11 protein-coding genes are annotated in these 20566 nt (G+C 59.3%); 3 read left to right on the forward strand and 8 right to left on the reverse strand.

Annotated elements, in window-relative coordinates; genetic code table 11:
* The first annotated feature begins 49 nt into the window (after window positions 1–49).
* Together ACURWW_RS01815 and ACURWW_RS01820 are read left to right on the forward strand one after the other, a co-directional pair.
* On the forward strand, window positions 50–259 hold the full coding sequence (locus ACURWW_RS01815) for a cold-shock protein (protein WP_445615302.1): 210 nt from the start codon (window positions 50–52) through the stop codon (window positions 257–259).
* Window positions 260–441: 182 nt separating this feature from the next.
* Window positions 442–1134, forward strand: coding sequence for an MgtC/SapB family protein (locus ACURWW_RS01820; protein ID WP_445615303.1), 693 nt, complete (start codon window positions 442–444; stop codon window positions 1132–1134).
* A 49-nt stretch (window positions 1135–1183) separates the two neighbouring features.
* Here the strand turns inward: ACURWW_RS01820 and nfuA are convergent, their stop codons facing one another.
* The 5 genes from nfuA to ACURWW_RS01845 all read right to left on the reverse strand — a co-directional run bounded on the left by nfuA (window position 1184) and on the right by ACURWW_RS01845 (window position 6946).
* Window positions 1184–1768 (reverse strand): Fe-S biogenesis protein NfuA, encoded by a 585-nt coding sequence (gene nfuA, locus ACURWW_RS01825; RefSeq protein ID WP_445615304.1) that lies wholly within the window; start codon window positions 1766–1768, stop codon window positions 1184–1186.
* A gap of 176 nt (window positions 1769–1944) precedes the next feature.
* A complete protein-coding gene (gene asnB, locus ACURWW_RS01830; protein ID WP_445615305.1) occupies window positions 1945–3912 on the reverse strand; it encodes an asparagine synthase (glutamine-hydrolyzing) in 1968 nt (655 codons plus the stop codon).
* 3 nt (window positions 3913–3915) lie between these two features.
* Window positions 3916–4968 (reverse strand): NAD(+) synthase, encoded by a 1053-nt coding sequence (gene nadE / locus ACURWW_RS01835; protein ID WP_445615306.1) that lies wholly within the window; start codon window positions 4966–4968, stop codon window positions 3916–3918.
* Between the two features lie 12 nt (window positions 4969–4980).
* Entirely contained in the window at window positions 4981–6489 is a 1509-nt protein-coding gene (locus tag ACURWW_RS01840) for a class I adenylate-forming enzyme family protein (RefSeq protein ID WP_445615307.1), read from the reverse strand.
* A 205-nt stretch (window positions 6490–6694) separates the two neighbouring features.
* Window positions 6695–6946, reverse strand: a complete 252-nt coding sequence (locus tag ACURWW_RS01845; protein ID WP_445615308.1) for an acyl carrier protein — start codon at window positions 6944–6946, stop codon at window positions 6695–6697.
* Between the two features lie 690 nt (window positions 6947–7636).
* Between ACURWW_RS01845 and ACURWW_RS01850 the strand changes: the two genes are divergently transcribed.
* On the forward strand, window positions 7637–8770 hold the full coding sequence (locus ACURWW_RS01850) for a hypothetical protein (RefSeq protein ID WP_445615309.1): 1134 nt from the start codon (window positions 7637–7639) through the stop codon (window positions 8768–8770).
* Window positions 8771–8813: 43 nt separating this feature from the next.
* On the opposite strand, the gene ACURWW_RS01855 is transcribed toward ACURWW_RS01850, so the two are convergent.
* From ACURWW_RS01855 to ACURWW_RS01865, 3 genes are read right to left on the reverse strand one after another with little or no spacing between them, the layout of a single operon-like run.
* Window positions 8814–9662: an alpha/beta fold hydrolase gene (locus tag ACURWW_RS01855; protein WP_445615310.1), complete on the reverse strand. Its 849-nt coding sequence runs from the start codon at window positions 9660–9662 to the stop codon at window positions 8814–8816.
* 17 nt (window positions 9663–9679) lie between these two features.
* On the reverse strand, window positions 9680–10450 hold the full coding sequence (locus ACURWW_RS01860) for an alpha/beta fold hydrolase (RefSeq protein WP_445615311.1): 771 nt from the start codon (window positions 10448–10450) through the stop codon (window positions 9680–9682).
* Window positions 10451–10480: 30 nt separating this feature from the next.
* On the reverse strand, window positions 10481–20302 hold the full coding sequence (locus ACURWW_RS01865) for an amino acid adenylation domain-containing protein (RefSeq protein ID WP_445615312.1): 9822 nt from the start codon (window positions 20300–20302) through the stop codon (window positions 10481–10483).
* Window positions 20303–20566: the final 264 nt, after the last annotated feature.

Consider the following 20566-nt stretch of genomic DNA (forward strand, 5'->3'; position numbering starts at 1 on the left):
CACTCGGAATAAAACGCTGCAAAGCAGCATTAGAACAAAGGTTAAAGTAATGTCTGACAAAATCACCGGAACCGTCAAGTGGTTCAACGAAAGCAAAGGTTATGGATTCATTACCCGTGAGGGCGGTCCAGACCTTTTTGTTCATTTCAGCAACATCGTAGGCGACGGTTTCCGTACTCTTCAGGAAGGCCAGGCAGTCCGCTTTACTGAAGGTCAGGGCCAGAAAGGTCCGCAAGCTGAAAACGTAGAACCGGCTTAAGGGCTCTACAGAATACGGCGGCATTGCCGCCGTATTTTTCCTTCCCCCTCCTCTCTTCCCTCTTCGACTCTCCTCCCCCGTCCAGAAACCGGGCTATTTCCTGCTGAACGAGTGAATACTCGAACGGGACTATTGTCTCAATCGAAACGATTTCGCCACAGTTGGAGGTTATGTAGAAGTCTATGGATTCGGAACTGATCGAAGCGGGACTGCGTTTAATGGCCGCAACCCTGGCAGGCGGTGCTATCGGCGCGGAACGCGCCTACCACGGGCGGGCCGCCGGCTTCAGGACCCACATTCTGGTGTGTGTGGCTTCGGCCCTGCTGATGCTGCTGATGCAATATCAATGGCTGGCGGTACCTGCCGACCAGCTTGCCACGATACGGGTGGACCCCACTCGCATGGCGCAGGGCATCATGACTGGGATCGGCTTCCTCGGGGCTGGCGTAATCCTCCACGACCGGCAAACGGTACGCGGGCTAACCACCGCCGCCTCGATCTGGATCACCGCAGCGATCGGCATCATCCTGGGTTCCGGTTTCTATGCGATCGGCGCCGCAGCGGGAGTCCTGGTGCTCGGCACCCTCTCGCTGTTCCGCTGGTTGGAATCACATATCCCTTCGCGGCACTATGCACGTCTTGTAGTGAAGGCTCAGCTCGACGTCGCGGATTTGGAGTTGCGCCTGACGGAGATACTCGGCCGCGAGGGTTTGAAAATGGATGGCTATTCCTATGTGGCGTCCCGGTCACGGGATTGCCAGGAAATCCAGACCACTATCAGCGCTTTCAGCCCCCGGAAATTCACCACACTCCACAAAGCACTACTGGCCAACGATCTGCTGATCAGCTTCCGACTGCTGCCGGGCAATAGTTGAGGGAAGCACGCGCACAGGGCCTGATTAACGCGATGCTGAATGGCTGGACCTAATAGTACGCGTTGGCCCGGTCGGAATGGTCAGTGACGTCGCGAATGCCGGCAAGGCCCGGCACCTGCTCCAGCAGGGCCTTTTCCACCCCATTCTTGAGTGTGATATCGATGGCGCTGCAACCCTGGCAGCCACCGCCGAACTCCAGAACAGCCATACTGTCCTCGGTTACCTCGACAAGACTGACCTGACCACCATGGGCCGCGAGCCCCGGATTGATCTCGTTGTAAAGGACGTAGTTGATTCGATCTTCAATCGGACTGTCGTCGGTCACCTTGACCATCTTGGAATTCGGCGCGCGAATGGTCAGCTGCCCGCCCATGCGGTCCGGGGAATAGTCCACACTGGCCTCATCCAGGAAAGGCACACTGCGCGCCTCGAAGTAGGCTCGGAAACCATTCAGTTCCATCACTTCATCGTCGTCCTGCTCCTCTCCCGGCCGGCAATAAGCGATGCACGTTTCCGCCTTGGGTGTACCGGGGTTGGAAACAAACATTCGAATGCCGATGTCCTCGCAGTTCTGCTTGTCCAGCAGCTCTTTCAAGTACGCCTGCGCCGAATCGCTGATCTGCACATTTACCATGGAACCTGACCTAAATTTTCGCAATGGGTTCGTCGCTCGCAGCCGCAGGTCGTTGCCTGCAATTCCCACACGTTTGGCAGGGGGATGCCTGAGCGTAAAACCAAAGTTTATCATGCCCGGGGGTGAATTTGGGCCTGCCGGACAACCACAGCCGCCGGCGTCAAAGCACGTCTCGCTCAAGCGACCTTCTGCAGAGAAGGGTTGGGCTCGGCTACGGCAAAACGTTGGGGATACTCAGCAATAAATTGCTGATGCCAGCTCTGCGTAGAAAGAATCACCATGAAAGCCATGTTGTCTTTGTATCCGAGTGGGCGGCCCGCACGGATTTTCTTCAAAAGCAGACTCACCTTGCGGGGGTCGAAATAGCCGAACTCCGCCAGACGTTTTTCGTCCAGCAAATAGCGTACATAGTCGGGTTCGACCGACCCGAAAAATGCACTGCTCATGGGCGCGCGGTAGGGTTGCTTGTGGCGGTTCAGTACCGTGTGCGGAAGATCACCCGCCATCGCTTCCTTGAGGATGTGCTTCTCTCTGAGAACACGCATTTTCAGTCTCGGATGCAGGCGATTGGCAAACTCGATGACCCGGTGATCCAGAAACGGAAACCGCCCCTCGACCCCGTTCTGCATGAGCATTCGGTCGCCCTGTGCGCTGAGCAGGTAGCCGGACATTAGGGTTTTCATTTCGAGGTATTGAGCCTTGCAGAAGAAGGACCAGTCATGGAACGGCTCCGGCAGCGACTCGAGCAACTCCGCCTCCGGGGAAGTGCCCATGCGCGCACGGGCTTGCTCCGAGAGGAAGTGCCCTATCCTGGAGGTGGTATTGATCCGCGGCTGGTGGGAAAACAACGGATGCTCCGGCTGGTCAACTCCGCTGCCGAAGAAGTTTGCCAAAAAGCCGTGGGCCTTGCCGCGGGAAAGCTGCAAATAGGGATACAGCCTTCGCACCAGCAGTGGCCGCCAAGTGGATTCGGGATTCGCGGCCCAGAAGCGGCGCAGTTTCGCTTCCTTGAAGATGTCGTATCCGCCCAGCACCTCGTCCGCGCCCTCCCCTGTCAGCACCACGCGCATCCCTTCCCGCTTGACCAGGCCGGATAACAAGCCCATGGGAACGGGCGCACTGCGGACGATGGGCATTTCCGTGTGCCAGATCGTTTTCTCAAAGGCTGCGCCAATTTGCTCATGGTCACAGCGCACGCTGCTGTGCTCCGTGCGCAAAGCCTTCACCACCTCAGCCTGATAGCCGGACTCATCCAGATTCTGGTCGGCAAAAGTCAGGGAGAAGGTTCGCAACTGCGCAGTAGAGCATTGCCGGATCAAGCTGGTGATCACCGATGAATCGAGACCGCCTGAGAGGTAAGCTGCGACCGGCACATCGGCCCGGAGCCGAAGCTCGGTTGCTTCACTCAGCAGGCACCGGAGTTGTTCCGCGGCGCCGGCAGCGCCCAGCGGTTCATAGTCGTCCCGGGCGGGGAAGTTCAGATCCCAGTAGCGTCTTCGCGTCAGTTGACCCTGGGAATAAATCGCCATTTCCCCGGGAGGCAGCTCCCGGACTCCGGCGAACACGCTGTTCGGTGCGACAGGGGCCCAGAAATGCAGTAGCTGATTGAACCCATCGAGATCAAGACAGGGGCGTTCCTGTCGGCCTGCAATGATCGCCTTCACCTCCGATGCGAACCAGAGCCCGTGCCGGTCCTCGGAATAGAACAGCGGCGCGATACCCACTCTGTCCCGCACCAGCACGGCTGTGCGAGAGTTCGCATCCCAGAGACAGAAGGCAAACTGTCCGTTGAGATGGTCAACGAAGTCGAGGCCATACTCCTCGTACAAGTGGAGAATCACCTCGCAGTCCGAACCGGTGCGAAAGCGATGACCTCGCGCGGTCAACTCCGCTCGCAACTCCACGTAGTTGAAGATCTCACCGTTACAGGTCAGCCAGAGGCTTCTGTCTTCGTTGCACAGCGGCTGCGCTCCAGTCTCCAGGTCGATGATGCCCAGGCGGGTATGCACCAGCAACGCCTGATCGTCCGTGTAGAAGGCCGCTCCATCAGGGCCCCGGTGAGCAAGCTGGGCGGCCATTCTCGTCGCAATTCCGGCATCGCCCACGAGCCCGCGGTGCGTAACGTGGCCCCCAATCCCGCACATCGCCTACGCTCCCTGCTGCACAAGCTCCCGGCGCGGGGCTGTTTCCGCCATCTGCTTCGGGTTTCCAAGTGGCCCCGGTACATCCTCTACCAGTAACGGCGCCCAATGCAGAGGCGCGGTCGTTCGTCGCTTGCTGGCGATATCCCCATAAATGTACTCGGCTTCAGTTGTTCTGATGCCGAGCAACTCAGCCAGGTACAACGCCGACTTGTCGTTGTTGAAGCACCACAGGGCCACGTCCATTTCCTTATACGGCAAGTGGTAATAGAACTCGTCCTGCCCCTGTGACAGGCTGTAAGTGTCAGTGGTCGGGGCGGCGTTACAGATCTCCGCCGGCAACCCCATGTCTTTCGCCAGAGCATACACCTGGGTCTTGTAGAGATGGGCAATCGGCTTGAGGTCGGCCGAGCCGTCGCCGTTTTTCACAAAGAAGCCCTGATCGTACTCGACCCGATTCGGCGTCCCCACCACCGCATAGTTCAAACGGTCTCCGTGGAAAAACTCGATCGTTTTTCGGACCCGCTGCTTGTAGTTGGTGGCCGCGACAATGGTGAGGTATTCTTTGATACCCAATCGCTTCTGGTAACGATTTCCCTCGGGATCCTCCACCACAATGCGAAAGTGGTTTATGGCTCCCTCTACGCCTCCGCTGATGGCGATCTTGTTCTTCCAGCCGTCTCCGTAGTCCGGAAACAGTTTCCGAATGGCCTCGTCACGCCACTGGTAGCATCCGACGGCCTCGAGAACCCCGGCAATATCCTGTACCAGATATCGAACCCCAAGCTGCTCAACCAGCGTTCTGCCCCGTTGCTCACTACTGGAGGACGAGTCCCGTTCCGGAAGCAGCAGTGCAAAAGTCCTCTCGGCGCCAACCGCTTTGACGGCCAGCGCACAGGAGACCGCACTGTCGATTCCACCCGAGACCGCCACTACCAGCCCGCGCTTTTTCAGCTTGTTCCGGAGCATGGAGCGCAGCTTTCCCGCAATCCGTTCGGCCTCCGCATGAGCATCGAAAGCGAAAATTTCCTTGGCAATATGATCAATGTCTACCGTCACGGCTAGCCCCTCTTATGTGCAGTTTGCGGTGAGATCGAGTTGCATGAGTTTGAACCTTTGTACCTTGCCGGAAGCAGTCCTCGGCAAGTCGCTTGCGAACTCGACCTCCTTGGGTATTTTGTACTGGGCGCAATGCTGTTTGCAGTGCCGCAGGACATCCCGGGCTGACAGCTCCCTGCCAGGAGCGACAACGACGAACGCCTTGATGACCTGCCCCAGGATCGCATCCGGAATTCCCACCACAGCGACTTCCTGAACACCGTCCAGGGACGCGATGGCCTGTTCAATTTCTTCCGGCGCCACCCGATGATCGCCCGTTTTGATGATGTCCGACCGTCGGCCGACCACGGTGATAAAGCCGTCTTCGTCCTGGTGACCCATGTCACCCGTACGCAGCCACTCTCCAAAGAATCTTGCTGCGGTTGCCTCCTCGTTTCGCCAGTAGCCAAGCATGATGTTGGGACCACGGGCACAGATCTCACCTGTTTCCCCCCGAGGAACCTCCCGGCCCTGATTGTCCATGATCTTCAGGCTGACACCCGGAACCGGCACACCCACGGTCCCCAGCTTGTTCTCGAGTTGATCCGGCGGCAGATAGGAGAGTCGCGCGGTGGCTTCCGTCTGACCGTACATCACGTAAAACCTGGCGTGCGGCCACCCCTTGCGAACCTTTTGGACATCGTCGGGCGCCAGCGCGCCGCCCGCCTGTGTCAGATACCGCAGCCGCGGCAAAGGATGCCTGGACAGATCGCAACGGCGCATCAGAAGGCGGTATGTTGATGGAACGCCCGCAAATCCAGTAACGGACTCCTCCTGCATGTGCGCCAGCACCTGCTGTGGATAAAGCAGACTGTTTTCCAGCACCAGACACGCACCTGCCGCCAGGTGGCTATGGAGCACCGAGTTTCCGTAAGCGTAGTAGAACGGCAGGACGCACATTCCCCTGTCGTTCGCCGTGAGCTCCAGGTAACTGACGATTGCGCGTGTGTTGCTCACCAGATTGGCGTGACTCAGCATGACACCTTTCGGTTCTCCGGTGGTACCGGAGGTATAGACGATGCTGCAAAGCGCTTCATCGTCCGTCGTACCGCCTTGAGCCGTCCCCGGAGCGTCGCATTCGTCGATGGCAATGACGCGGCCATGCCCCGGATACTGGACCTGGCCTGCGCTCTTCCACAGCCCGTGTCGCAAAAGCTGTCCATTGTGCAATACCAGGCGAGCTTCCGCGTGTCGGATCAGATGGCCGACCTGCTCGGATTTCAAGGTCGTGTTCAGCGGCACCACCACCGCCTTGGCGCGAAGCGTCGCATAGTAGGCTATGACATAGTCGGCGCTGTTTTCCATTAGCAGCACAACGCGCTCCCCTGGGCACAGCCCCAACGCGCTCAAGGTGTGCGCCAGGTCTTCGATGCGATCCCACAGCTCCCCGTAGCAAAGGCGAATATCGCCTTGCGCGATGGCCTCCTGCTGCGGGTGCTTCCGAACGCGGCGCAGCAGTATTTCATCAAGATTCTCAGTCACCGTTGCGATTCGCTCCAATCCATGGCATTTACACGTTCAACACGGCGAGAGTTCGCAAGAACACGTTCGTCCTGTCCCTCCGCTGAACCGGAAAAGGTCGTGGGGCGTGCTACAGTGGTAGCGCAAGCCGAATAGAAACAATCAAGGCGTACGGCTCGTGGGACGCGAAAATGTTGTATACCCGCAGCCCTGGCAGGAAACAGCGTCACGCGGCCGCTTTCTTTGTATTCAGAAAACTTATCAGATTGTTGACGGAATCCAGGTTCTCGGGAATCATGTCGCCCTCCGCGACCTGAATACTGAACTCTTCCTCCAAAAAGAAAATAAGCTCCAGTATCCCGGTCGAATCCAGAATTCCTTTCTCGAGGAACGAATCATGATCGTTCAGAAGAGTCTGATCGTCGGAAAACAGATAGTTCTCAAGAATGAAACTGCGAATCTTCTCTCTATAAACCATTTTGGTCTCCGTGCACATTTCCATCGCACTTACTTCGACCAATCTATGGTCAAAGTCGCGCTTCCGCTTTGCGCTATTGCGCCGCACCGGGCGGCATCATGACGCCGTTTCGATTGTTTCCCTGGTTAGCACCCCGCGTCACCTTGGCGCCGACCCGGGTCGGTTCCATGTGCCGCGTGGCATAATGAGCCAGGCAATCCATAAGGCAACATTGATCCTGATTCTGTTCCGTTTTTTGTTTCGGTCCTCGGCAAAAAAGACAGAAAAATGAAGACCAACGCGGCCAAATCATTATCCCGCCTGACGCCGCACCTCCGATGTGTCCAGATCTTCCACCCACAACCGGGCCCCACAGAATGCTACGCGCCCACTTAGCTCACGAAGGTGGGATATTGGAAACGATCATCCGCTCGGGGTGTCTACCACAGGAATCTTCGGGTGGCCCGCGGTCACTTACTACACCGGGCACCCGTCCGGACAAGGATGTTCGGCCAAGCGAAACCACCTCATCGCGCGACTGCGCCAAACGCGGATCGCCGGGCATCCTTCAGCGTTCTTTGGGGCCTCTGCGGCAAGGAGCTCGCCATGATCTGGAGTCAAGCACATAGCAGGAGATTTGGGGCATCCGGTATCGGTGCGGAGAACAGCCGTCCGAGGCCCGCGGAACGACCAAATGCGGGTATACACAATTTGATGTTGGAAAAAGTGGAGCCTCTGGTCGCCCGTTTCCTGGCGATCGATTCGGCCGACATGCCCAGTCATTTCCACACAGCCAATAGTTCACACCTGGACCAGATCGTTCGGATCCGCCAGGGCTTTGTGCACAGAACCGCGAACGAGGACCGCGCCTACCTTCGCTGGCGATATCGATTTGATGACGATGACACCGGCCTCGATTTCAACGACAACCGAATCTGGGTGTTCTGCAAGGATCAGGAGATACTCGGATTCGTCGGCGTCGAGTCCGTTCGCCTGCTGGTTAATGGCGGCGCCACCAAGGCGATCAAAGTGATGGATCTCGTAGTCAGGCCCGAACTGGACCGCAAGGGCCTCGGGGTCTGGATGAATCTCAAACTACAGAGCATGGGACTTCCGATCATCGCGCTCGGCAGCAACAGGAACTCCCTGGGGATCATGTCCAAGCTGTTTCAGAGGATGCCAAACCAGAGCGTATACAAGAATATCCTCAACAGCCGGCGTTATTTCAGTTCGCGAATTCACAATCCGCTCTTGGCCGGCGCCCTGACCTCCATCTACGATCTGGGCTACTCACTGGTGCTCAGCGGGAAGGCGCTCGCCTCCAGGGCAAAGGTAGAAATGGCGCCGGTCCGACGCTTCTCCCGGGCGGACGATGCATCATTGGCGCAGATGCAGCACCACGGAATCGAGTTCCAGCGCACCTCGGACTACCTCAACTGGCGATTTTTCGACAATCCTCGCGACCAGATCGAGGTGCTCGGGCTGCGCAGGGAGGGCGATCTGGTCGGTTATATTGCGGTCGCTCTGCGGGAATCGCGCCAGCATCCGGGCATGAAGCAGGCCTTTCTACTCGACTGGCAGATACAGCCCGGCCGAGCCTGGGAAGCTGCACTGGTCGCGGCACTGATCGCTTGTCAGCGGCGCTTACGAAAGGAGGGTTTCGAGAGCATCTCGGCCTTCGGCTATAATGAGGGAAGCGACCGGGTTCTGCGACGAGCGGGCCTCCATTTGCGGAACGACGATACCAAGACCGTCAGCCTTTTCGTTCGCGATCCGGTTACGTTGAAAAGCCTGGGGCGTTATGAGCAATGGTTCATAACCGGCGCCGACACGGATTACGCTTGATACCACGGCTGGCGCGATCATTTCCACCGGAGCCGAAGAGATCTTAAGGCGATTGGCGCGAACCCGCAGTAATGCTTGCAATCCACCGGCTCAGGTCCCACACAACCTGCTGTTGATAGACTGGCTGCGTAAAGATGTGGGACGCATTCGGATAATAATCCACACTCAGGCGTTCCCCGAAATCAACGTTGCTAAAGCAGTCTCGATATTGTCGCGGGTAGCAGTAGTAGGGTTCCTGGCCGGTAAAAACGCATTTCAGGTGCACATCACGATCCATCAAGGCCTGCAGTTGCTTCGTAACCTGGCGCTTGCCAGGGTCCCGGGCAAAATCAGGGACTTCGAAATCCACCCTGCGCCCCGTGAGGACCGAATTCGTTGAGACATTCTCCGCGCTTCCCCCCAGAATTCGAATGAGGCGTTTGCGCCAGCGGCGTGGGGACAGAACTCGCTTGGCGTAATAACGCAGGTAACCTCGGGGCGTCGGATAGCTGCAGCCATCAAGTTGAGCAACTGCCATCACCCGCGTGTCCTTTTCGGCCGCGCGACAGGCAACCAGAGCACCGGAACAAAGCCCGTAAAGCACGAAACGATCCACATGGCGGGTCTCCTGGAGGTAATCCATAACTTCGATTACCTCGTCCACCGCGACCCGGTCAAAGTCCACCTGGCCGGTTCGCCGCGGCTCGCTATCACCAATCCCGGAAAAATCAAAACGCAGCGCCTTGATTCCAGCTTCTGAAGCCACAGCGCGCGCCACGCGCACCGAGAGCCGACAGGCACCGACCCGGTGCATGATTCCCGAGTTCAGCAGCAACAATGCCAAGTCGTCCCGATTCGACTTCCGCGGCTCAGTAAGAATGCCCGCGAGGGGCACTGGACCGCCAATAGTCAAGACGCTTTCCCGTACACCTACATCCAGCTCGAGATCTCCTGCAGTACCGGCTGGGGCATTAGAATCCCCCCTACATGGTCCACGTAATTCCAGTCGTGTTCCGCTGGCGTGTGTCGACTCTCGAAACCGTCGATCTGTTCCCACGTCTTCGCGAGTGTCTCGAATTGTCCGGCCTGGTGCGATTGGACTAGCAGTATCCGTCGACACGTGGGTGTAACCTCCCGCAAGTTGAGTGTTGAAAGGGTTTCCTGAAACGAAGGCGGCATACAATAACCATTGAAATGCAGGTTGCCGCCGGCATCCTCGAAGTTGGAAAGCTGCTTGTGTTCAGGTACTTCCGTAATCCGCCGATGGAGCTGGTCTAGGTATTCAGCCCCACTGACCAATGGATCCCACAGGACCAGCCCGGCAATGTTCTGGCGGCGAGCCCCCACTATGCCGGCCAGAAGACCGCCAAGTCGCAGGCCGACGAGGGTGATGGTGTGAACACCCGCCATATCGCGCAGCTCCTGGACTGCGGAGTCGATATCCTGCAACCAATCCTCGGCACTCACCTCCGCCAAATCACCGCTGGAATCCCCTGTACCACGGTAGTCGAACCGCAGTACATGGAAGCCCTTGCGAGACAGGGAAGACGCCAGTTGCCGATAAGCCCGGTGCGCCCGCATGTATTCCTGGCCGAAGGGATAGCACAGCACTACTCCCTGGTAGCAATCCCGGGTCATGTCCGCCGGATGGTAGACCCCCAGTAGCTGGCACGAGGCGGGACCGAAAAAGAATACTTCCATGCTTCCTCTCGTCACTAACGGAATGGTTGATCAGCGCCCCAGCAGCCGGCCTATGAAACCGGACTTGTTTCGCGCGAGGGGCGGCCCAAGGTCTTCCAGCGCTGCCTCTTCGGTTTTCCCGGCGTGGTCTCCAGCGCCGTCGTCCCCCGGTACCAGCTCCTCATTCGCTCGCCGTTCTCCGTCGACTCTTGCCGCAAGCTGCTCCAGGGAGTTGAGCAATATATCCACGGGGCTGAGAGTGACATCGAGTCGTTCTTTCACCCGTGCAATCATGTCGAGAGCCAGGAGCGAGTGACCGCCTACATCGAAGAACATGTCACTGGAGTTTTCCTGTGGTCGTTTGAGAAGGTCAGTCCAGATATCTGCGAGAACCCGCTCAGTCTCGCTACTGACTTTTGCGGGCACCTCCATCGGCTGGGTCTGCATGGGATCCGGGAGCGCGTTGCGATCGACCTTACCGTTGGCGTTCATGGGTAAGGATTCCAGCTTCGCAAAGAGTTGGGGAATCATGTACTCCGGCAAAAACCCTCGCAGGTACCGGCGCATTTGGGTGCCATTCAAAGAGGCCCCTTCGGCCATTCGCGCGTAGGCCACCAGGCGACGGTCGGACTCTCCATACTCGCGTACAGTCGCGACACATTCCAGAACCTGGGGATGCGTGGACAACACTGCTTCGATCTCCCCGAGTTCGATGCGAAAGCCCCGCAGTTTCACCTGCTGGTCTTCCCGACCCAAGTAATCGAGCTTGCCATCCGGGCGCCAACGCACAAGGTCCCCGGTGCGATACAAATGGCCATCGCCGAACGGGTTGTCCACAAAACGGTTGCGGGTAAGGTCAGGCTGGTGGAGATAGCCGTTCGCCAGACCCCATCCACCCACGTACAATTCTCCCGGAACCCCGATCGGGAGACGATGACCCTGGGCGTCCAGCACGTAGCATCGGACGTTCTCGACCGGGCGTCCGATGGGGATGGCGCCGGACAGGTCTTCTGCAACGATCCGATGTGCAGACGCGATCACCGTACTTTCGGTGGGCCCATACACGTTCCACACCTCCCCGGCAGTTTCCAGAAGCTCCCCAGCCAGGTCCGGGGGAAAGGCCTCGCCCCCGCAAAGAACCTTGAAATGCTCCCCAGGGAACCAACCAGCTGCCAGAAGAAGCCGCCAGGTCGTGGGCGTGGCCAGCATCAGCGATATCGAGTGCTTCTCGATCAGCGCCTTCAAACGATACCCGTCCAGGACCGCCTCCCAGTCGGCTATGTGCAGTTCCGCGCCGGCAATCAGTGGCAGAAAAAGCTCAAATACCGAAGCGTCAAAACACACAGTGGCAACGGCCAGCAGACGGTCCCGCGGGTCGACCCCGGGCTGCGCCACCATGCTGTGCAAGAAATTGATCAGGGCCCCGTGGGAGACCTCGACGCCCTTGGGTTTCCCCGTTGAGCCGGAAGTGAAGATGACATACGCAGGGTCTTCTGCCGCGGCCACCGCCTCCAGTTTCCGATCACTGCACGAGCGGATATCGCCAGCCTCACGATCGAGGTAGACCCGCTGACAAGGCAGTTCCCCCAAGCCGTGATCCAGGTCTCCCTCCGTAACAAGCATTGATATACCCGCCGCCAGGGCCATGTAACGCAGCCTGTCCGCAGGATAACCTGGGTCCATTGGAACGTACGTGGCGCCCGCTCTCCAGATTGCGAGAGGCGCCACCACCACCTCACAGGAGCGCTCCAGGAGTACGCCGACCAGATCATTGGACTGCACGCCACGCTCGGACAAATAGTTGGCCAAACGCCCGACGCGCTCATCCAACTCCCGGTAACTGAGGGATTCCCGGCCACAGCTCACGGCGGGCGAATCAGCGTGCCGTTGCAAATCAATCAAATGGTTCAGGTTCTTTTCGGCTCTACTCCGAACAGGACCCCGGCCCCACTCTTCGAGCAACTGGCGCTCGGAATCCGGCAGAAGATCGAGGTCCTTTACGAGTGTCTCGGGATATGCGATCCCATGGTTGAACAGGGTTTCAACTTCCTCCAGCCGGGCCCGTATGGTCTCTGCTTCCCAGAGATCCCGATTGAAGGTGCACTCGAAGCGTGCGCCGTCGCCATCCACGGTTATATTCAGATTGAGATCGAAGACTTCGAAGGATCGGGGATTGGAAGCCAGCTCGGCGTCGAGATCGGGAAAACTCCAGTCGTCGTCGCTGTTGAGGTCCACGTTGAACACGGTGGATATCAGTGGCGGTCGCGACGGATCGCGCTGCACGTCCAGGGACTGGAGAAGGGTTCCAAATGTGAGATACTGGTTGTCCAGCGCCGCCCGCATATCCGCCTGCACCGCTGCGATCAACGCCTCGAAGCTCTGATGCGGTGACACGGAAATCCGCATGGGCAAAACGTTCACGCAGTGGCCGACCACAGACAGGTCCTCCTTCGCTAATTGGCCCGCGAAGGGCAGGCCGAAAAGCACCTCTCTCTGTCCCGTCAATCGTGCGGCGAAGGCTACGAACCCTGCAATCATCACCGAAGTAAGGGTTGCACGGTGCGTCGATGCCAGCTTGCGTGCACGGGCGACAAATTCGCCATCGAGTTGTCGGTCAATGCGCAGAGCAGCATAGGACTTGACCGCCGGTCGATGGTTGTCAGTGGGCAACTCGAAATAAGGCGGTGTGGCCGAAACCTTCTCTTTCCAATAATTTAGACTGGCTCGCCGTTTTTCCTGGACCTCTTCGGAAAGCTCCCACTCAATGTAGCCCGCAAAACTGGATGAAGTCGCAGGGCCGGCTCCCCCCAGTTCCGCGCGATACAGTTCGCCCAGTTCCTTGGCCAGCATGTAGATGGACCAGCCGTCGCAGATGATGTGATGACAGGTCATCAGGAGAATGTGTTCGAGGTCGCTCAAGCGTATGAGCTGGAAGCGGCACAATGGCCCCTCGCGTAGATCGAAGGGGCTGGCTACCGCCGCAGCGCGAAGCTCGTCGCATAACTGCTCGGTGTCTTGGAGGGCCCGGGTGGAAAGGTCCACCACATCCAGCCGCATGGGCAGCTCGCCGCGCAGTGTTATTTCCCGGCCGTCCGCGCTGAACACCGCTCGCAGCGCGTCATGTCGGCTTACGAGCTCATCAATCGCTGCGGCCACGGCGGACTCCTTCAAGGGACCGCGAAGCCGCAGGGAAAGCGATTCGTTGTAGGCGCAGTTTGCGTCGACGTCCAACTGTGCGGCCAACCAGATTTCGCGCTGGGCTTCGGTGGACGGCAGAACCCGGTCCGGTAGCGGCTTTGCTGTAAGCGCTCGGCCCGTTTCCGGTTCCGGCGGCGGCACATCCTCATTCGGACTGCCCCCGGAGCGGTGCGTAGTCGGCGCCGTCAAGCTCTCGGATCCGTCGCGCACGAAGCTGTTCTGGAGCATGAAGTCCGCCGCTTCCATGAAACAGCGTTCCAGGAAGTCCATGTCTTCATCCCGGTGCGCCACCGTAATGAAGCAAGGACGCCCTTCCCAGACATGCACACCCAGCTCCCGCAGCTTGTAAAAGAACAGGCTCGCCAGAGGCTGGGAGTCGTCAAAGCCAATCTTGAACAGAGACCCAAAATTCTTCAGCTTGAAAGGGAAACCCAGGAGGCGGTAGTACTGATTGACCGTTTCACAGAACTCTGATGTTTTCTCGTTGATACTCCGTTGCAGCTGCGGTCCCAGCTCCTTGAGGTGCAGCAGCGCCGCCCGGGCCGCAGCCATAGCGAGCGGGTGGCGAACGAACGTCCCGGCGAAATACGTTACCCCGATCTCGGGAACGGATTCGTCGCCGTAGGTCCAGTAGCCACCATCGAGTGCGTCCATGTATTTCCGGCTTCCGGCGATGGCTCCTATGGGCATGCCGCCGCCCACAATCTTCCCATAGGTGGCCAGATCGGCGCGGATTCCGAAATATTCCTGTGCCCCTCCGGGACGAATCCGGAATCCGGTGATGACTTCGTCAAAGACAAGCGCCACATCACTTTCCGCGGTTGCGGCGCGCAGGGCGGTGAGAAAGCGACCGGGCTGCAAGTCCGGGCGACGGCTCTGCACCGGCTCCACCACCACTGCGGCCAGATCGTCCCCATGATCCCGGATATAGGCAAGGGCCTCGTCGCTGCCGTAATCCAGAACCACCACATTGGCTACCGCTTCAGGGGGGATTCCTGCGGCCGCTGGAATACTGCGGCCTCTTCCCGCGCGTACGATGACTTCATCATTGATCCCGTGATATGCGCCGTCAAACAGTACCACCCGCTGGCGGCCACTCACCGTGCGGGCGAGGCGTATCGCTCCCATGACTGCTTCCGAGCCCGTATTGCAGAAGGCTGCGCGCTCCATTCCCGTGAGCTCACACAGGAGTGCTGCCACTTCCGCGGCGAGCGGTGATTGCGGCCCGATCTCCAGCCCCGCCTCCACCTGTTTGTGAAGGGCTTGTTTGATAAAGTCCGGCCCGTGGCCCAGAAAGTTGCTGCCGAATCCGTTGACAAGATCCACATAGTCGTTGCCGTCCAGGTCCCAGAGCCGGCACCCGTCGGAGCTCTTTACCACGATGGGGTAAACCAATTCTTTGAACAGCGGTGTGAACCCGGAAACGGCCCGCGGGTCGGCCAGGTGCTGGCGATTGTTCTGGGTGAACCGCTTGGAGGTGGGAGTCTTGCCCACGTAGCTTGCCACGAACTGATCCAGGTTGGACTGGATGCTGGCGGGGAGTTGAGTGCGGCCGGTATCGATACGGGTCTGGGCGCCGAAGGCACGCCTAGGGGCATTCGGCCAAGCCACATCCGTGTCACGGGACGGAGCTTCGACCGGTTGCGTGGACCGTGCCGCAACCATCGGCGGGTGCTGAACCGGAGCGCGAACGGGCGTTCGGCCCTGCAGCATTTCCAGTTGCTGGGCCATGATACTCAACTGAGTCTTGATCACCAGCTCCACCGCATCATTTCCCGGCTGCACGCCAGCCATCTCCCCCGCCTCCGGCTGGGATTCGGCGGGCGCCGTCACTTTGGCGTAACACTGTCGCTGCTCTTCGCTCATGGCCTGCCACAGAAATTCCGCTACAGCGGACAGGTTGGAGTAATCCTCGAGCAACTGGCGGAAGCTGACTTCCACTTTGAAAGCGCGGCGCAGCTCACTGGCCACCTGGGTCAGCAACAGGGAATCGAGACCCATCTCCAGAAAGTGAGTCTCACCGGAGACCTCCTCGAGGTGGAGGCCGGAGACTTCGCCGATCAACTCGGCCAGCTGTGATTGCAATTGCGCGCGTTCGCTTGGCATGACGGATCCTTTGTCTGTCCCGGATGCAACAGTTCCTGTCGCGGGTGCCGGTGTGGTGGTGTGCGCGGGCGCAGTAATTTGTTGCGGCACCGCGCTTTGAGCCGGAGCCGTGGTTTGCTCCGGTGCAGAGGCTGGCGGGGCAATCCAGTAATCCTCCCCTTCGAAGGGATAGCCGGGCAACGGTACCCGCTGGCGCGGTTCAAAGGCGTAAAAGTTCTGCCAGTTCAGCGCCAGTCCGTCTGCCACGGCCTGGGCCACGGCACCGAGGAGTTCCGGCCAGGTTGAATCCGGGTCCGCGGCCTGCCCCAGGGTCGCCACTGCGCGGGTGTTGCGGGGTTGTTGATCCAGCGAGGCAATGTTCTGACTGAACAGGGTCGTCAGTGTGTTGCGCGGGCCCAACTCGAGCGCGGTCAGTGGCGCTTTATCCGCCAGCGTTTTCAGGGCTTCTGCACACCGAACCGGTGAACGAATCTGACTGGCCCAGTATTCCAGGGAGGCCGCTTCCTCGTCCCGTATCCAGTCGCCACTGCGACAGGACACAAAGGGAATCTTCGGCGGCAACAGTTCAATCTGTCCAAGACAGTCTCTAAACGCGTCCAACGCACCCTCCATAAGGCGCGAGTGGAAGGCGTGGGATGTGCGCAAATGGCGATGGGCGACGTTCTCCGCCTCACAGATTTTCGCAAACGCCTCAACTGCGGAGACGGAGCCGGCTACAACGCAACTGCGTGCGCTGTTGACTGCGGCAATGTCCAGGTCGAACGGCAGACGGGACGACAGATCGGCGCTCGTCATCTGAACCGATAACATGGCCCCTTCCGGCTGCGCCTGCATCAGCCGGCCCCGATGGTAGACCGCGTACAATGCGTCTTCCACGGACAGACAGGAGGCCACACAGGCGGCGACCCATTCCCCAATACTGTGCCCGAAGAGCGCGGCCGGCTCTATGCCCCAGGACATCCACAGTTCCGCCAACGCGTACTCCACCATGAACAGGGAGAGCTGGGTGTAGAGAGTACGCGACAATTTTTCATTGTCGGGTTCAACATCGAACAAGGCCGGATAAATGAGACAGCGAATGTCCTCCCCAAGAAGATTCTGGACAACCTCCGCCGAGCGATCGATGCTTTGCCGGAAAACCGGTTCCCCCTCGTAAAGGCACTGCCCCATTCCGATCATCTGCGCTCCTTGACCGGGAAACAGGAACACCGCTCGGCCCGCATCTTCGGAAAGCCGCAACCGCCGATATCCAGGACGCTGGCGCTGCTGCAGCGCGTCGTGGGCGGCCCGTGCATCGCTTGCCAACACGGCAGACATGCAGGGGAACAGAGCGCGCCCGGAGTTCAGCGTCCAGGCTACGTCGGCCAGATTTGTGGACGTTTCCTGCAGTCTGTGAGCAAGGGCATCTTCGACAAGAGTCAGGCCGCTGTCGCTGCGATGGGAAAGCAGCAGCAACTGCCAGGGCCGACCCGGTCCGGAAGCCGGGCGTAGGGGCGGCTCACTCACGATCACATGGGCATTAGTGCCACCCACACCAAAGGAGCTGACGCCGGCGATTCTCCGGTCCGCCGCCCACTGCTCCCGCTCCCGGTTTACCCGGAAAGCGGCCTGGTCCCAATCGATGGCGGGGTTGGGAGATTCGAAGTGAAGTGTGGGGGGAATCCATCCTCTTTCTACCATCAGGGCGACCTTGATCAGGCCCGCAATGCCCGCGGCCCCCGTAAGATGGCCGAAATTGCTCTTTACCGATCCCAGCACACAGCCACGGTCGCCTCCGGGGCCGAAGGCTTCCGTCAACGCCTTGACCTCAATCGGATCTCCGAGGGGTGTGGCTGTTCCGTGGGCTTCCACATATCCGATGGCGCTCGCGTCCAGTCCGGCATCGGACTGCGCCATTTGCACAGCCGTGCTCTGCCCGGACACACTGGGCGCGGAGAAACTCGCCTTGTTGCCGCCATCGTTGTTGATTGCACTGCCTTCGATCACCGCGTAAATGTGGTCCCCATCGCGCTGCGCAGCATCCAGCGGCTTGAGCAGCACAACGCCCGCGCCATCACTGAAGATGGTGCCGCTGGCTGTGGCATCGAAGGGCCGGCAATGGCCGTCCGCTGACAACATGGCGCCTTCCTGATAGAGATAACCGTCGCATTGGGGCGAGGACACGGACGCGCCTCCTGCAAGAGCCATCTCACATTCGCCGGCTCGCAAAGCCTGTACAGCCTGGTGCACAGCTACCAGCGAAGTGGAGCAGGCGGTGTGAACACTGAGTGCGGGGCCGGTGAGGTCGAGCTTGTGGGCAATGCGCGTGGCGACGTAGTCCTTTTCATTACCGGTCATGGTCACGAACGGGCCCAGCTTCTCCACGATATCCGGGCGCCTGGATACGTTGTTCTGGTAGTAGGAGTTGTTCGCCGTGCCGGCAAATACCCCAACCCGCTGTTGAAGTGCGGACGGACAGTAGCCACCGTCTTCAAGAGCATTCCAGGCCAATTGGAGCAGAAGGCGCTGCTGGGGATCGATGATCTCCGCCTCGCGTGGCGAGATCCCGAAGAAGCCGGCGTCGAACCGGGCCGGCCGATCGATAAGCCCCTTGGCCGGAACGAAATGCGGGTCATGCAATGGAGCCGTGGGCGATTCCGCTTCAATCTCCTCTGAAGTGAAGAACCGAATCGACTCGCGGCCTTCAAGAAGGTTCTCCCAGAATTCATCAGGGGAGTTGGCCTCGGGAAACTTCACTGCCATGCCGATAATGGCAATTCTTCTGGCTGCGGACCGGGAGCGAGGCGCCTCAGCGGACGACAATGGGGCCGGGCTACAACTCCGGCGTGCGCTAATCGAATCGACCAGAGCTCCGACGGTCGGATGTTCAAACAGGTCCACCGGCTGAAGGTTTATACCCTCTTGCTTCATGCGCTCGACAAAGCGCATGGCCAGCAGGGAATTTCCGCCCAGGTCGAAAAAGCTGTCCTGCCGGCCAACCGGCGCCACCTCCAGTAACTCTTCCCACAAGCCCGCCACCCGCTGCTCCAACTCCGTCGCGGGCTCTACAAAGCGGTTACCCAGATCCGGTCTTTCGCCAGGGGGCTCCGGCAAGCCGCGTCGATCGATCTTGCCGCTGGAGGTGCGCGGGAAGTCCTCCACATACACGAACATCGCCGGCTGCATATACTCGGGCAATGATTGCGAGAGGAAGTGTCGGAGTTCGCTGGTCGATACCCTTTCTCCCTTGAGATAGGCCACAATGCGCTTGTCACCTTGCCGCCCCGGGCGGGCCGCCACCACGGCCTGGAGAACTGCCGGATGTTTTCCGAGGGCGACCTCGATCTCGCCAAGTTCCACCCGGAAGCCGCGAATCTTGACTTGCCCGTCCTGGCGACCCAGGTATTCGATGTTCCCGCAACCGCGACGCCGGCCCACATCGCCAGTCCGGTACACACGCTTACCCGCCACTGTGATGAACCGCTCCGCGGTCAAGTCCTCGCGGTGAAGATAGCCCCGAGCGAGACATGCCCCGCCGAGGCAAATCTCTCCCTCCTCTCCTTCCGCCACCGCTTGTTGCTGTTCGTCGAGCAGATGAACCTGCACGTGGGGCAAGGGCTGCCCGATGGATGGAAGCCGCGGCCAAATCTCGGGCACGCCCTGGAGGGTGCAGGCAGTCACGACGTGAGTTTCCGAAGGGCCGTACTGGTTTTGCAGACGACAGCCCGGCAGCGCGCTGAAGAACGCTTCGATACTGTCGGTGATCTGCAAGGCCTCCCCCGCTGAAATCACCTCTTTCAGGCTCGCGGGGTAGAGCTTTTGTGACTCCGCTGCTTCTGCAAGGTACTGGAGAGCGACAAAGGGAAGAAACAGTCGATTGATGTGCCGGTCGTCGATGACCTTCAGAAGCGCCGAGCCGTTCAGGCGCAGTTCATTATCGATCATGACCAGGCAACCACCGGAACCGAGAGTGGCGAAGATTTCCTGGAACGATACATCGAAACCGAGGGGAGCAAACTGGAGGGTGCGCTCGCCCGGACTCACCACACTGTCGCCCACTTGCCAATCCAGCAAATGCACGAGCGGCTCGTGACGCATCGCCACGCCCTTCGGCTCACCGGTGGACCCGGAGGTATAGATGAGATAGGCCAGATCGTCGGGGTCGGCCGCATCGACTTCTGGCGCCTGCTCCCCTGACGACTCACTCAAAACATGGTCCAGACGAATCACCGGCCCCGACCAGTCAAGGTCGCCGAGCTTCGAACCCTTGGTGCTGAGCAGAATGCGCAACCGCGAATCCCTGATCATGAAGCGCAATCGGTCCGGGGGATACGCCGGATCGAGAGGCAGATAGCAAGCCCCCGCTTTGAGTGTCGAAACCACCGCCAGGATCATCTCGTAGGAGCGGTCGATGTAAATCCCGACGACGCTTCCACTGCCGACCCCCATTAGATGCAGGCGCGCGATGACCCTGTTGCTGTCTTCATCCAGCCTGCGGTAGGAGATCTCTCGATCTCCGTCAATAACAGCAATCGCGTCAGGCCGCAGATTCACGTAGTACTCGAAACCTTCCAGAATGGTTTTCGACATGTCCTTCACCCCAGGCAATGAACTGTCACAGATTTCCGTCGACCTCCGATAATCCTGGAAGCCGTCCCTTATTCACACATTGCGTCCATCCAGCTCCTTCCGATTCCATGAACGTTACTCGACCCGGTTAGATTCTTTCCCTGCCAAAAAAACATTGGCGCACAACGAAACTCCGTTCACCGACCCAGTGTGGAACTGCACCGGGCATCACTTCGTGAATTGCAATATCATTCTAGCGCCGGTCGAGAATAGTTTTGACAATCA

Source organism: Gilvimarinus sp. F26214L, from assembly GCF_054401055.1.

Bases quoted from the DNA above. Each gene is read 5' to 3' on its own strand.
- ACURWW_RS01815 (WP_445615302.1), top strand. From the start codon at position 50: ATGTCTGACAAAATCACCGGAACCGTCAAGTGGTTCAACGAAAGCAAA.
- ACURWW_RS01820 (WP_445615303.1), top strand. From the start codon at position 442: ATGGATTCGGAACTGATCGAAGCGGGACTGCGTTTAATGGCCGCAACC.
- nfuA (WP_445615304.1), bottom strand. From the start codon at position 1,768: ATGGTAAATGTGCAGATCAGCGATTCGGCGCAGGCGTACTTGAAAGAG.
- asnB (WP_445615305.1), bottom strand. From the start codon at position 3,912: ATGTGCGGGATTGGGGGCCACGTTACGCACCGCGGGCTCGTGGGCGAT.
- ACURWW_RS01845 (WP_445615308.1), bottom strand. From the start codon at position 6,946: ATGGTTTATAGAGAGAAGATTCGCAGTTTCATTCTTGAGAACTATCTG.
- ACURWW_RS01860 (WP_445615311.1), bottom strand. From the start codon at position 10,450: ATGGAAGTATTCTTTTTCGGTCCCGCCTCGTGCCAGCTACTGGGGGTC.
- ACURWW_RS01865 (WP_445615312.1), bottom strand. From the start codon at position 20,302: ATGTCGAAAACCATTCTGGAAGGTTTCGAGTACTACGTGAATCTGCGG.